The organism is Streptomyces sp. NBC_00258 (genome assembly GCF_036182465.1).
Lineage (GTDB): Bacteria > Actinomycetota > Actinomycetes > Streptomycetales > Streptomycetaceae > Streptomyces.
Genome location: NZ_CP108081.1, coordinates 6827694 through 6841053, shown reverse-complemented (window position 1 = coordinate 6841053; position 13360 = coordinate 6827694). Strand labels below are relative to the sequence as shown.

General features: G+C 71.4%; 7 protein-coding genes and 1 tRNA gene. All 8 read right to left on the bottom strand.

Going from position 1 to position 13360, the window contains the following annotated elements; translation table 11 throughout:
* Window positions 1–302: 302 nt before the first annotated feature.
* The 8 genes from OG718_RS30520 to OG718_RS30485 all read right to left on the bottom strand — a co-directional run bounded on the left by OG718_RS30520 (window position 303) and on the right by OG718_RS30485 (window position 13208).
* Window positions 303–376 (bottom strand) — tRNA-Thr (locus OG718_RS30520).
* Between the two features lie 101 nt (window positions 377–477).
* On the bottom strand, window positions 478–2082 hold the full coding sequence (locus OG718_RS30515) for an alpha/beta hydrolase (protein ID WP_328845702.1): 1605 nt from the start codon (window positions 2080–2082) through the stop codon (window positions 478–480).
* Window positions 2083–2264: 182 nt separating this feature from the next.
* Complete coding sequence (locus OG718_RS30510) at window positions 2265–3470, bottom strand: DNA polymerase III subunit delta' (RefSeq protein WP_143640332.1); 1206 nt, start codon at window positions 3468–3470, stop codon at window positions 2265–2267.
* Window positions 3471–3655: 185 nt separating this feature from the next.
* A complete protein-coding gene (gene tmk, locus OG718_RS30505; protein WP_328845701.1) occupies window positions 3656–6883 on the bottom strand; it encodes a dTMP kinase in 3228 nt (1075 codons plus the stop codon).
* A 218-nt stretch (window positions 6884–7101) separates the two neighbouring features.
* A complete protein-coding gene (gene topA, locus OG718_RS30500; protein WP_143640328.1) occupies window positions 7102–9915 on the bottom strand; it encodes a type I DNA topoisomerase in 2814 nt (937 codons plus the stop codon).
* A gap of 369 nt (window positions 9916–10284) precedes the next feature.
* Window positions 10285–10482, bottom strand: coding sequence for a hypothetical protein (locus OG718_RS30495; RefSeq protein WP_143640326.1), 198 nt, complete (start codon window positions 10480–10482; stop codon window positions 10285–10287).
* A gap of 427 nt (window positions 10483–10909) precedes the next feature.
* Complete coding sequence (locus tag OG718_RS30490; RefSeq protein WP_328845700.1) at window positions 10910–12430, bottom strand: class I SAM-dependent methyltransferase; 1521 nt, start codon at window positions 12428–12430, stop codon at window positions 10910–10912.
* Window positions 12431–12617: 187 nt separating this feature from the next.
* The gene (locus tag OG718_RS30485) at window positions 12618–13208 is read right to left on the bottom strand and encodes an oligoendopeptidase F family protein (protein WP_143640322.1); all 591 of its coding nucleotides are present in this window, start codon (window positions 13206–13208) and stop codon (window positions 12618–12620) included.
* Window positions 13209–13360: the final 152 nt, after the last annotated feature.

Genomic DNA, 13360 nt, shown 5'->3' with positions numbered 1-13360 from the left:
GGACGTCCTCGCGTCGTGCAGAGTCAGACATGGCGGCATCCTTTGCGAACACATGGGCGAAGGGGCTCCGCGCACCATAGGCAACGGGGCCCACCGTTCGCAGGCAGAAGCCGGAACTCATGATTGTTATGCGGCAGTTGCGAGGCATGATCGCTTCCACGCCGGACGCGATCATCCGCGCCGGAGGAACCCGGGACCAGCCGAACCCGGCGGCAGAGTCACACTCACCGCCACCGCCACCGCCACCCCCGCCAAAAGCAAAAGCCCCAGGTCACGGCGAGTGAGTCCTGAGGCTTCTACAGAGCCGCCTTCGGGATTCGAACCCGAGACCTACGCATTACGAGTGCGTTGCTCTGGCCATCTGAGCTAAGGCGGCGCGCTGCAGAACTATGGTGCGATCGGCAACGTGCGTAAGTCTACACAGTTTCGGGGGGTGCTCCGTACAGGCCTCGGGAGCACCCCCGGCAGACCGCGTGATCACGCCCCTGAGCAGCGCTTTCCGTCCTTCGGAGGGGTGCCTTCGAGGAGGTAGTTGTTGATCGCGGAATCGATGCAGGCGCTGCCCCGCCCATAGGCCGTGTGGCCGTCGCCGTCGTAGGTGAGGAGGGTGCCGGAGGAGAGCTGGGCGGCGAGGGCCTGGGCCCAGCGGTAGGGGGTCGCGGGGTCACGGACGGTGCCGACGACGACGATGGGTGCGGCGCCCCGCGCCTCGATGCTGTGGGCTTCGCCGGTGGCCTTCACGGGCCAGTACGCGCAGTTCAGGGAGGCCCAGGCGAGGGTCTCGCCGAAGACCGGTGAGGCCTGCTCGAAGGAGGGGAGCGCCGCCTTCACCTCCTCGGGGGAGGAGAAGGCGGCCGGCAGGTCCAGACAGTTGACCGCCGCGTTGGCGAACATCAGGTTCTCGTACTTGCCGTCGGAGTCGCGCTCGTAGTAGCTGTCGGAGAGCGCGAGCAGCCCCGCGCCGTCCTTGTCCTTCATGGCCATGTCGAGGGCGTCGCGCAGTTGGGGCCAGGACCCTTCGTCGTACATCGCGGCGATGACGCCTGTCGTGGCCAGCGCCTCGCCGAGCTTGCGGCCGTCCGCGTCGCCCGTCTCGATGGGGGCGCCGTCCAGCTGCCGGAAGAAGGCCTTCAGGTTCTTGCCGACCTGCTCCGTCGTCGTGCCCGCGCCGCCCAGCGGGCAGTCCGACTCGTGCACGCAGTCCTTGGCGAAGGACTGGAACGCCGTCTCGAAGCCGGCCGTCTGGTCCTGGTTCGTCTTCCGCGCGGGCAGCGACGGGTCCAGCGCGCCGTCCAGGACGAGCCGGCCGACGCGCTCCGGATACAGGCCCGCGTACGTCGCCCCGAGAAACGTGCCGTACGAGGCACCCACGTACGTCAGTTTCTCGTCGCCCAGCGCCGCGCGCACGAGGTCCATGTCACGGGCCGTCTCGACCGTGGACACATGGCGCAGCAGGTTCCCCGAGCGCCGCCCGCAGCCCTCCGCGAACTCCTTGAAGGCATCGACCAGTTCACCGGTCTCGCGCGCGTTGTCGGGGGTGGTGTCCGTCTGCGTGTACGCGTCCATCTCGCGCCCGGTGAGGCATTCGACGGGCTCGCTGCGGGCGACGCCGCGCGGATCGACCGCGACCATGTCGTAGCGGGCGCGGACCTTCGCCGGATACCCGATTCCGGCGTACGCCTGGAGGTAGCCGACCGCCGAACCGCCCGGCCCGCCCGGGTTGACCAGCAGCGAACCGAGCCGTTTGCCCGGGCCCGTGGCCTTCTTGCGGGAGACGGCCAGCCGGACGTCGCCCTTGGCCGGCTCGGCGTAGTCGAGGGGGGCCTTCAGCGTGGTGCACTCGAAGCCGGGGACACCGCAGGAACGCCAGGCCGGCCGCTGGCCGTAGTACGAAGCCAGCGCCGAGGGGGTGGACTCGGGCAGCGCACGCAGCGCGGCCGCCGCCCCGGCCGGGCTCGCTGAGCTCGTCGAACTCCCCGCGGAGCAGGCGGAGACGAGCAGTCCGGCGACGGCGAGCAGCGTGCCGCACGCGCGAAGGGATCGGTTGGCCCGGGGTGACCTGGGCTGGCGCCTGGTGTACATCGAGCGAGCGTAACCCTGCGCGACGACTCGGTCACTCAGAGCCGTCAACCGGACCTCGTACGAGTGACGCCGTCAACTCCGAGCGGGACGAGACGGGACAGGACAGGGCGGGCGGCGGGCGGCACGCAGCACGCAGCACGCAGCACCACAGGATGCCGCGGCGGGACGCGAGGCGCGCGGTGTCAGCCAGCCCGCAGCGCCATCGTCATCGCCTCCACCGCCAGCAGCGGTGCCACATTCCGGTCGAGGGCCTCACGGCAGGCGGCGATCGCCTCTATCCGGCGCAGGGTGGTCTCGGGGGACGAGCCGCGGGCCAGCCGGTCCAGGGTGTCCCGCATCTCCGTGTTGGCGAGGGCGAGGTCGGTGCCGAACTGGAGGGCCAGTACGTCACGGTAGAAGGCCGTGAGGTCGATCAGGGCCAGGTCCAGGCTGTCGCGCTGCGTACGCGTCTTGCGGCGCTTCTGCTTGTCCTCCAGCTCCTTCATCACGCCCGCGGTGCCGCGAGGCATCCGGCCGCCCTGGGACGCTCCGAGCGCCGCCTTCATGTCCTCGGTCTCCTTGACGTCGGTCTCCTCGGCGACCTGCTTGGCGTCCTCGGAGGCCGCGTCGATCAGCTCCTGGGCCGCCTTGAGGCAGGCACCCACGTCGTCGACACGGAGGGGCAGTTTGAGGACGGCGGCACGCCGCTCGCGGGCGCGCTTGTCCGTGGCGAGGCGGCGGGCCCGCCCGATGTGCCCCTGGGTGGCGCGGGCCACGGCCGCCGCCACGTCCGGCTCGATGCCGTCGCGGCGTACGAGGACGTCGGCGACCGCGGCCACGGGGGGCGTCCGGAGCGTGAGGTGACGGCAGCGGGAGCGGATGGTGGGCAGCACGTCCTCGATGGAGGGCGCGCACAGGAGCCAGACCGTGCGGGGGGCGGGCTCCTCGATGGCCTTCAGAAGGACGTTGCCCGCGCCCTCCGTGAGGCGGTCGGCGTCTTCGACGATGATGACCTGCCAGCGGCGGCCCGCCGGGGACATCTGGGCCCGGCGTACGAGATCGCGGGTCTCCTTCACGCCGATGGAGAGGAGGTCGGTGCGGATGATCTGCACATCGGCGTGGGTGCCGATCAGGCTCGTGTGGCAGCCGTCGCAGAACCCGCAGCCGGGGGATCCGCCGAGTGCCCGGTCGGGGCTCACACACTGGAGGGCCGCGGCGAAGGCGCGCGCCGCGGTGGAACGGCCCGAGCCCGGCGGCCCCGTGAAGAGCCAGGCGTGCGTCATCTTCGACGCCTCGGACACCGGGGTGTGGTCCGCCACCGCCGTGACCTGGGCGTCGGCGTCCCGGGCGGCGGCGTCGAGTTGCACGCTCACCTTCTCCTGGCCCACCAGGTCGTCCCACACGGTCATGGGATGCCGCCCTTCCGTCGCACCGGTGCCTTGCGCGTCCCATTGTGCGGGAGGGGACTGACAACGCGGTCCGCACGGCCCACGCGCTCACCGCCGGCGCCCACCGCACAAGGCGCATCCGACACCCACCGCGCAGGCGGCATCACCGCCGACGCCCGCGCCGGGCCACAGGCCCCGAGCTGCCGTCAGCGCCGCCGGCGCCCCCGCCCCTCGTCCGGCTCGTCGTCGTCACGGGGACCGAGCAGTTCGTCCGCCAGGGTCGGGAGGTCGTCCAGCGGAGTCTCCTCCGCCCAGTCCGAACGGGGACGCCGCCGAGGCGTGCCGTCCTCGTCGACCTGGGGCAGCTCGCGCGTGCGGGCGTCGGTGCCTTCGCTCCCGGGCCGCTCGTCACGGAAGTACCCCGGGGGTACCCGGTCCGCCGGGCCACTCCCCTGCTCGCCGCTTCCACGGTCCTCCCGTACGGGAGGAAGGACAGCCGTCTCGTCCGCGGCGGAACCCTGCCCGACCGGAGGCAGCACGGCCGTCTCGTCGGCGGCGGAATCCGGCCTCACCGGCGGCAGCACAGCGGTCTCGTCCGCCGCTCCCTGCGGTGCCGGAGGCCGCGGCAGCACGGTCGTCTCGTCGTCGTCGGGCCCGGCCTCGCGAGGCGGCACCGGAGGAAGCACCGCCGTCTCGTCGGCCGGCCCTCCGGACGCGTTCGTGGGTGTCACGACGGGCGTCGGCACCGTCGTCTCGTGGTCATGCGCAGCGGCCGAGCCGGAACCGGTCGCTCCGGCACCGGAATCCGCAGCATCGGCCGCCTTACTCGCAGCCGCCGCGGTAGCCGCAGCCGCGCTGGACGCCTCCGCCGCCCGCCGAGCCTGCTCGGCCCGGAGCAACGCCTCCTCGGCCTTCCGCTGCTTCTCCAGGCGCCGCTCCTCGGCCTCGGCACGAAGCCGCGCCTCCTCCTCGGCCTGCTTGCGCCGGCGCGCCTCCTCGGCCGCGCGGGCCTTCTCCTCGGCGAGCTGCCGCACCCGTTCCTCCTCGGCACGCACGCGTGCCGCCTCGGCGCGCTGCCGGGCCTCCTCGGCCTGCCGCTCGGCCTCGCGCCGCTGGGCCTCCTCGAGCTCGCGCTGCTTGCGCTCCTCTTCCTCGGCGCGCAGCCGGGCGAGCTGCTCCTGGCGCTCGCGCTCGAGCCGCTCCTCCTCGGCCTTGCGGGCGGCCTCCTCCTCGGCACGCCGACGGGCCTCTTCCTCGGCCGCCTTGCGGGCCTCCTCCTTGGCCTTGATCTCGGCCTCGGAGAGCGGGAGCACCACATCCAGCCGATGCCGGATCACGGTCGTGACGGCCTCGGGCTCCTGCCCGGCGTCGACGACCAGATAGCGCGCCGGGTCGGCGGCCGCGAGCGTCAGGAAACCGGACCGCACGCGCGCGTGGAACTCGGCGGGCTCCGACTCCAGCCGGTCCGGCGCCTCGGTGAACCGCTCACGGGCGGTCTCCGGCGGCACGTCGAGCAGCACGGTCAGATGAGGCACCAGCCCGTCGGTCGCCCACCGGTTGATACGGGCGATCTCGGTCGGGGACAGGTCACGCCCGGCCCCCTGGTACGCCACGGACGAGTCGATGTAGCGGTCGGAGACGACCACCGCGCCCCTCTCCAGGGCGGGCCGCACGACGGTGTCCACGTGCTCGGCGCGGTCGGCGGCGTACAGCAGCGCCTCCGCGCGGTGCGAGAGACCGGCGGACGACACGTCCAGCAGGATCGACCGCAGCCGCTTCCCGACGGGCGTGGCACCCGGCTCGCGCGTCACCACGACCTCGTGCCCCTTGGCGCGGATCCACTCCGCGATCGCCTCGGCCTGGGTCGACTTCCCGGCCCCGTCGCCGCCCTCCAGGGCGATGAAGAAGCCCTTCGCGGCGTTCGCCTGCACGGGGTCGTCCCCGCCGCGCAGCGCGTCCAGCAGGTCGTGCCGCAGCGGAACTCCGGAGCGGTCGTCGGCCTTGGCCAGCACCAGGGCGGCGACCGGCAGCAGCAGCGCGCCGACCAGCATCAGCGTGAAGGCCGCGCCGCCGTGCGCGAACACGAACTTGCCGGTCTCCAGGCGGTGCCGTCCGATGGCGCCGGCCACCACGGGGGCCACCAGCGCGCCCAGGGCCACGGAGACCCGTACGACCGCGTGCAGGTGTTCCGTCGTACGCGTCCGCCGGTACTCCTCGGCCTCCTGGTCGAGGAGGGCGTGCCCGGTGTTGGCGGCGACGCCCGCGCCGACTCCCGCCAGAGCGACGATCAGGATGACCGTGGTGACGTCCGGGACGAGGCCCGCGGCGAGCAGCGCGATCCCCGTGAAGGCGATCGCCAGCGTGAGCAGCCGGCGCCGCGACAGGGAGGGCAGCAGCTTGGCGGCCGTACGGATGCCGAACACGACACCGCCGGTCAGCGCGAGCACCAGCAGCCCGTACGTCACCGGCCCGCCGCCCAGGTCCTTGGCGTGCAGCACGGAGACGGCGACGGCCGCGGCGACCGCCCCGGCGACGGCCGCGCAGGCGAGCACCAGGAGCGGGATGGCCCCGGTACGGCCCTTGTCGATGCCGGTGCCCGTCTTGGGGCGGCGCAGCCCTTCGAGCGGCGACCGCGCGCGCGGGGTTCGCGCGTCGGGCAGTTCGAGGAAGGTGAGCACCGACAGGGACGCGGCGAACAGGCCCGCGGAGACGTACGAGGCGAGCGCGGCCTGGTGCTGCGCGAACCATTCGAGCCCGGCGCCCAGCAGGTTGTTGACGAGCGCGGCGACAAGGAGCGTGGCCGCCGCGAGGGGCACCGCCACGAATCCCGTACGCAGCGACAGGCGCCGCAGCGCCTCCATGTGGTCCGGCAGCGGGCGTACCGTCGCGCCCTCCAGCGGCGGCGCGGGCAGCAGCGCGGGCGCCGCGCTCTCGCGGCACACCATCCAGAAGCGCTCGGCGACCCCGATCACGAAGGCCGTCACCAGGAGTACCGCCAGCGCGTTCTCCGGCGTCCAGTCGATCCACAGGGGGGCGATGATCAGCAGCACGGCCCGCACACCGTCCGCGCCGACCATGGTCCAGCGGCGGTCGAGCGGCCCCTCCTGGGAGGTGAGGGAGGTGAGCGGGCCGAGCAGGACCGCCCCGAAGAGCAGTGTGGCGAGAATCCGCGCGCCGAAGACCGCCGACACTGCGAGGGCCACTCCGCGGTAGCCGCCTCCGAAGGAGCCGTCGGACACCGCCGCCTGGAGGGCGAGCAGGACCAGCACGAGCAGCGCGAGGGCATCGCCGATGCCGCCCACCAGCTGGGCGCTCCACAGGCGCCTCAGTTGCGGCACACGCAGCAGCGCCCGGACGGCGCGCTCCCGTGAATCTGCGACCAGGGCGTCGTCGGGGGCCGGGTTGTGGGCCGTTGGCTGCTCGGCTCGCGTCATCCTGCCAGCCTATCGGGAGGGACTGACTCGCCGAATAGGCCCCCGAACATGCGAACGCCCCCGACACCAAGTGGTGCGGGAGCGTTCGTTTGACGAACCAAAGGTGAAGGACTCGGTCCCGAGCCGTGGACGGGACCCGAGAGCCCTCACCGCAGGCGGGACCGAAGGCCCTCACCAGAAGCGGGACCCGAAGGTCCCGGTCCTTGGCCGGCGCCGCCTCAGTCCTCGGCCGTCGCCCGGGAAGCCGTCGCCTTCTTTGCGGTCGTCTTCTTGGCAGTGGTCTTCTTTGCCGCCGTTTTCGTGGCCGCGGTCTTCTTGGCGGCGGTTTTCTTCGCCGGCGCCTTCTTGGCTGCCGTCTTCTTCGCCGTCTTCTTGGCGGGCGACTTCGCGCGCTTCTCCGCGAGCAGTTCGAAGCCGCGCTCCGGAGTGATCTCCTCGACGCTGTCGCCGGACCGCAGGGTGGCGTTGGTCTCGCCGTCGGTGACGTACGGACCGAAGCGGCCGTCCTTGACGACGACGGGCTGCCCGCTGACCGGGTCCGCGCCGAGTTCCTTCAGCGGCGGCTTGGCGGCGGCGCGCCCGCGCTGCTTGGGCTGCGCGTAGATCGCCAGGGCCTCGTCGAGGGTGATCGTGAAGAGCTGGTCCTCGGCCTGGAGGGAGCGCGAGTCGGTGCCCTTCTTCAGGTACGGCCCGTAGCGCCCGTTCTGCGCGGTGATCTCCACACCCTCGGCGTCCTTGCCGACGACGCGCGGCAGCGACATCAGCTTGAGGGCGTCGGCCAGCGTCACCGTGTCGAGGGACATCGACTTGAACAGGGAGGCCGTACGCGGCTTCACGGCGTTCTTGCCGGTCTTCGGGGTGCCCTCGGGGAGCACCTCGGTGACGTACGGGCCGTAGCGGCCGTCCCTGGCGATGATCTGGTGGCCCGACTGGGGGTCGGCGCCGAGCTCGAAGTCACCGCTCGGCTTGGCGAGCAGCTCCTCCGCGAGCTCGACGGTCAGCTCGTCGGGTGCCAGGTCCTCGGGCACGTCGGCGCGCTGGTGGTTCTCGGAGTCCTTCTCGCCGCGCTCGACGTACGGGCCGTAACGGCCGACGCGCAGCATGATGTCGCTGCTGTCCACGCGGAACGACGACACCTCGCGGGCGTCGATGGCACCGAGGTCGGTGACGAGCTCCTTGAGACCGCCGAGGTGGTCCCCGTCGCCGTTGCCCGCCTCCGCGGCGCCGGTCGCGTCGCCCTCACCGAAGTAGAAGCGCCTGAGCCACGGGATGGCCTGGGCCTCGCCCCGCGCGATGCGGTCGAGGTCGTCCTCCATCTTGGCGGTGAAGTCGTAGTCGACGAGCCGCCCGAAGTGCTTCTCCAGGAGGTTGACCACGGCGAAGGACAGGAAGGACGGCACGAGTGCCGTGCCCTTCTTGAACACATAGCCGCGGTCGAGGATCGTGCCGATGATCGACGCGTACGTCGACGGGCGGCCGATCTCGCGCTCTTCGAGCTCCTTGACCAGGCTGGCCTCGGTGTAGCGGGCCGGGGGCTTGGTCGCGTGGCCGTCGACCGAGATCTCCTCGGCGGACAGCGGGTCGCCCTCGTTGACCTGCGGAAGCCGGCGCTCGCGGTCGTCCAGCTCGGCGTTCGGGTCGTCGGCGCCCTCGACGTAGGCCTTGAGGAAGCCGTGGAAGGTGATCGTCTTGCCGGACGCGCTGAACTCGGCGTCGCGGCCGTCGGAGGCCGTGCCCGCGATCTTCACGGTGACGGAGTTCCCGACCGCGTCCTTCATCTGGGAGGCGACGGTCCGCTTCCAGATCAGCTCGTACAACTTGAACTGGTCACCGGTCAGACCCGTCTCGGCGGGCGTGCGGAAACGATCGCCCGAGGGGCGGATCGCCTCGTGCGCCTCCTGCGCGTTCTTGACCTTCCCGGCGTACGTACGCGGCTTGTCCGGCAGATAGTTCGCACCGTAGAGCTGCGTGACCTGGGCCCGGGCCGCGGTGATCGCGGTGTCCGAGAGGGTCGTGGAGTCCGTACGCATGTAGGTGATGAAGCCGTTCTCGTACAGCTTCTGCGCCACCTGCATCGTGGCCTTGGCGCCGAAGCCGAGCTTGCGGCTGGCCTCCTGCTGGAGCGTCGTCGTACGGAAAGGGGCGTACGGCGAACGGCGGTACGGCTTCGACTCGACGGACCGTACGGAGAAGTTCGTGTTCTCCAGGGCGGCGGCCAGCGCGCGGGCGTTGGCCTCGTCGAGGTGAAGCGTGTTCGCGCCCTTGATCTGGCCGAGCGAGTCGAAGTCACGGCCCTGGGCGACGCGCTTGCCGTCGACCGTGGTCAGACGGGCGACCAGGGAGGCCGGGTCGCTCGCGTCACCGGCGCGACCGGTGCCGAAGGTGCCGGTGAGATCCCAGTACTCGGCGGAGCGAAAGGCGATGCGCTCGCGCTCCCGCTCGACGACCAGACGGGTCGCCACGGACTGGACACGGCCCGCCGACAGACGCGGCATGACCTTCTTCCAGAGGACCGGCGAGACCTCGTAGCCGTAGAGGCGGTCGAGGATGCGGCGGGTCTCCTGGGCGTCGACCAGCTTCTGGTTGAGCTCGCGCGGGTTGGCGACGGCGGCCTGGATCGCGGCCTTGGTGATCTCGTGGAAGACCATCCGCTTGACCGGGACCTTGGGCTTCAGCACCTCCTGGAGGTGCCAGGCGATGGCCTCGCCCTCGCGGTCCTCATCGGTGGCGAGGAAGAGTTCGTCGGAGTCCTTGAGCAGGTCCTTGAGCTTCTTGACCTGGGCCCGCTTGTCAGCGTTGACCACGTAGATCGGCTCGAAGTCGTTGTCGACGTCCACGCCTAGGCGGCGCACCTCGCCGGTGTACTTCTCAGGCACCTCCGCGGCGCCGTTGGGGAGGTCGCGGATGTGCCCGACGCTCGCTTCGACGACGTAGCCGGGGCCGAGATAGCCCTTGATCGTCTTCGCCTTGGCGGGCGACTCGACGATGACGAGTCGGCGGCCGCCGTGTGCGGTCTCGCTGGTCGGGGACAACTTCGCTCTTCTCTCCGGTCGACGCAGGGGGTCTCGCCCCAGGCCTTGAACCCGGGGGTCGGGTCATGCTGACGCTGCGGAGTGTGACGGTACATCCCGCCCCCGTGTCAAACGGGAAAAGCCCGCAACGGCCACTCGAACGGTAACCCGACTCCCGCCATTCCTGCCGCCCGGAGTGCCGACCTGCCGTTTCGGACCTATCCGGAGGGTTACCTCTCAGTTACTGGAGGTCTGCGTTCCAGAGGGCCGCGGGCCTTGTCCGCGGCGGCCGCAGGGCGTCGATTCCCGGACTCCGAAGGAGATCGTTCCCGGCCGACCCCGCCGACTCGGCCGAGGGGACGCCGGGGGTGTCGCCGGAAGGCGCGACGCTCAGGTACGAGTGAAACACCACACGGCGAGGAGCAGCGCGGACGTCCCGGCGAAGGCCGCGACCGCCGCGGAGGCCATCGGATGCACTCCGTGGGCGACAGGGACGCGCTGCCGGAGCCGGACGGCCGTCCACAGCAGGAGCCCGCCCCCGAACAGGGCGAACACCGATCCTGTGAAGATCGCCGGTCCGCTCTCCATGGTCCGTCTCCTCCGGCTTTTGGTACCCAGCATCGGGACGCTGACACCTTCGGGCAGCCGGAACACCAACCCCGGGTGAACGCAGAGCGGACAGCACCGAGCGCCCTCGTGCGGAATCCGTCACACCGCCCCGGACGTCGATGGCGGTGACGGTGAGCCGGGGCCCAGGGGACTCGGGCTGCAGCGCGATGCCGTGGCCGGTGAGCGCCACAGGCGCGCACGGATCGCCGGAAGCGTCCGGTACGAGAAGGATGTTGGCCGGTTTCACGTCCCGGTGCAGGATCCCGGTCCGGTGTCCCGCGGCTTGATGGGGCGTCGAGCACTCCGAGCCCTGTCCTGAAGCCCTCGTACAGGGTGGCCACATGCGGGCCGACTCCTCGTCGTACGCGAGCCGGGCCGGGAAACTCTCCCGCCGGACCGGGAAAACTCACCGGGCGGGCTCGAGGAACCCCTGCTCGACCAGCAGCCGGATCTGGGACGGGGTCCGGTCCCGCAGCAGGACCGGGTCCTCTCCGACCAGTTGGGCGATGGCGTCCAGGATCCGGCCCGCGCTCAGCGTGCCGTCGCAGACGCCCGCGAAGCCCGCACCGACCGTGTCCACCTTCGTGGCCCGCCGCATCCCGCGGTGCTGGCGCAGCACGACGTGCTCGGGGTCCTCGGCGCCGGGCAGCCCGACCTGCTCCTGCACGACCTCGCCCGCGAGCCTGAAGTGCCCGGCGAGCAGCGCCGCGTCGTCGTGCGCCCGCAGATAGTCCACACGGTCGAAGTGCGCGCGCACGGTGTCGCCGAGCGGCTGTTCGACGGGGTGCGGCCACTCCTCCACGACGACCGAGGGCTGGGCGGCCGCCGACTTGCGCAGGGTGATCCAGCCGAAGCCGACGGACTTCACCTTGCGCGCCTCGAACTCGTCCAGCCACGCGTCGTACCGCGCCTGATACTCGACCGGGTCGGAGCGGTGGTCGCCCGCGTCGCGCAGCCACAGCTCGGCGTACTGCGTGACGTCCTGGACCTCGCGTTGGACGATCCACGCGTCGCAGCCGCGCGGCACCCAGGACCGCAGCCGGTCCTGCCAGTCCTCGCCCTCCACGTGCTGCCAGTTGGCGAGGAACTGCGCGTACCCCCCGTCGTTCAGCCGGTCGCCCGCCTCCTGAACGAGCGTGCGGCACAGATCGTCCCCGCCCATCCCGCCGTCGCGGTAGGTGAGCCGGGCGCCGGGAGAGATCACGAAGGGCGGGTTGGAGACGATCAGGTCGTACGACTCGTCGTCGGCCACCGGTTCGAAGAGGGATCCCTCGCGCAGGTCCGCCGCCGGGGCACCGGACAGGGCGAGCGTGAGCGCGGTGACGTGCAGCGCGCGGGGGTTGAGGTCGGTCGCGGTCACGCGCGTGGCGTGCTGCGCGGCGTGCAGCGCCTGGATCCCTGAGCCGGTGCCGAGGTCGAGGGCCGAGCCCACCGGCGTACGCACCGTGATGCCCGCGAGCGTCGTGGACGCACCGCCCACTCCGAGTACGACTCCTTCGTCGAGGGTGCCGATGCCGCCGGCCCCGCCGACCGCGCAGCCGAGGTCGGAGACGATGAACCAGTCCTCGCCGCCCGGGCCGCCGTACGGCCGTACGTCGACCGTGGCCGCGACCTCGTCCCCGCCGGTCCGGGTCAGCCAGCCGCTCTCCAGGCAGTCCGCCACCGGCAGCACGTCCGCCACGCGTGCGTGCGGCACGGGCTGCTGCAGCAGGAAGAGCCGGACGAGCGCCTCCAGCGGTGAGTCGCCCCGGGTGGCGCGGAGCGCGGGCACGGTCTCGCTGCGGGCCAGCGCCGCGTACGCGGGGGCTCCGAGCAGGTCGAGCAGCCCGTCCGCGCTGAAGGAGGCGCCCAGGAGGGCGTCCCGCAGGCGTGCGGTGACGTCGGTGCGGTCGGACGAGGGCAACGGTGCCAGGCTGCTGTTACTCACGCCTCCATTGTGTCCGCTCCCGCCGCCGTAGCGCGCGCCCTGTGGACAGACGGATCGGCTGGACGGACGGGCCGTCCGTCCGCGGGCGGCATCGGTGGAGACAGGCCGAGGGCCCGGTACGCGCGCGCGTACCGGGCCCTCTTTCGGTTGACGAACGATCGATGCCCCTGGGGGCAGGTCTCGTTTCTCAGGCCTTGCTCGCCGACGGCGACGTCGAGGCGGACTTGCAGCTCTCCTGCTTGGCCATCGCCTTGCCCACGTCACCCTCCTCCAGCTTCTTGAGGGCGTCGTTGCCGCTCTGGCTGAGCTTGTCGAGCTGGGTGGCGATCCCCTTGAGACCGTCGGCGAACTTCGCCTGGTCCTTCGTGTCGAGGCCGTCGACCTGCTTCTTGAGGTCGGCGTACGAGGAGGAGATGGTGTTGAGCTCCGTGACGGCGTCCTTCTGCTTCTTCTCGCCGTCGTCGACGTCGGGCGCCCCGGCCTTGTTCACGGCAGCACCGATCGCCTTGTAGGCGTCGGACATGTCCTGGAAGGCCTTGGAGTCGGTCTTCTGGACGTCCGCCGGGGTGCTGTTGTCCGAGGTCTGCTTCTGGATCGCGGTATTGGCGGCCTCGATCTTCACCGCCTGCGGCTGCACCGCGTCACACACCTGCTTGGCCCAGGAGTTCAGCTTGTCGCTGCTGTCGTCACTGCTGCATCCCGACAGCGCCAGTACCAGTACCGCACCGCCGGACAGTGCGGCCGCGAGCTTCTTGTTCACCGGATTGGTCCCTTCCATGGCTCTCGGCCCCGGAACATACACGCCAAGTGGGCGACACCAGCGTGACGAAGGTCCACTTCATCCGTTATTGAAGCCATTTGCACCAAGCGAGATAAGGCTCACGAACAGGGCGTGGACACACACGGGCGGGCGGACGGCACGTCAATACG

What these genes read in the sequence shown, in the direction of transcription:
- OG718_RS30515 (WP_328845702.1), bottom strand. Translation starts at nt 2,082, where the DNA reads ATGTACACCAGGCGCCAGCCCAGGTCACCCCGGGCCAACCGATCCCTT.
- OG718_RS30485 (WP_143640322.1), bottom strand. Translation starts at nt 13,208, where the DNA reads ATGGAAGGGACCAATCCGGTGAACAAGAAGCTCGCGGCCGCACTGTCC.
- OG718_RS30495 (WP_143640326.1), bottom strand. Translation starts at nt 10,482, where the DNA reads ATGGAGAGCGGACCGGCGATCTTCACAGGATCGGTGTTCGCCCTGTTC.
- tmk (WP_328845701.1), bottom strand. Translation starts at nt 6,883, where the DNA reads ATGACGCGAGCCGAGCAGCCAACGGCCCACAACCCGGCCCCCGACGAC.
- OG718_RS30510 (WP_143640332.1), bottom strand. Translation starts at nt 3,470, where the DNA reads ATGACCGTGTGGGACGACCTGGTGGGCCAGGAGAAGGTGAGCGTGCAA.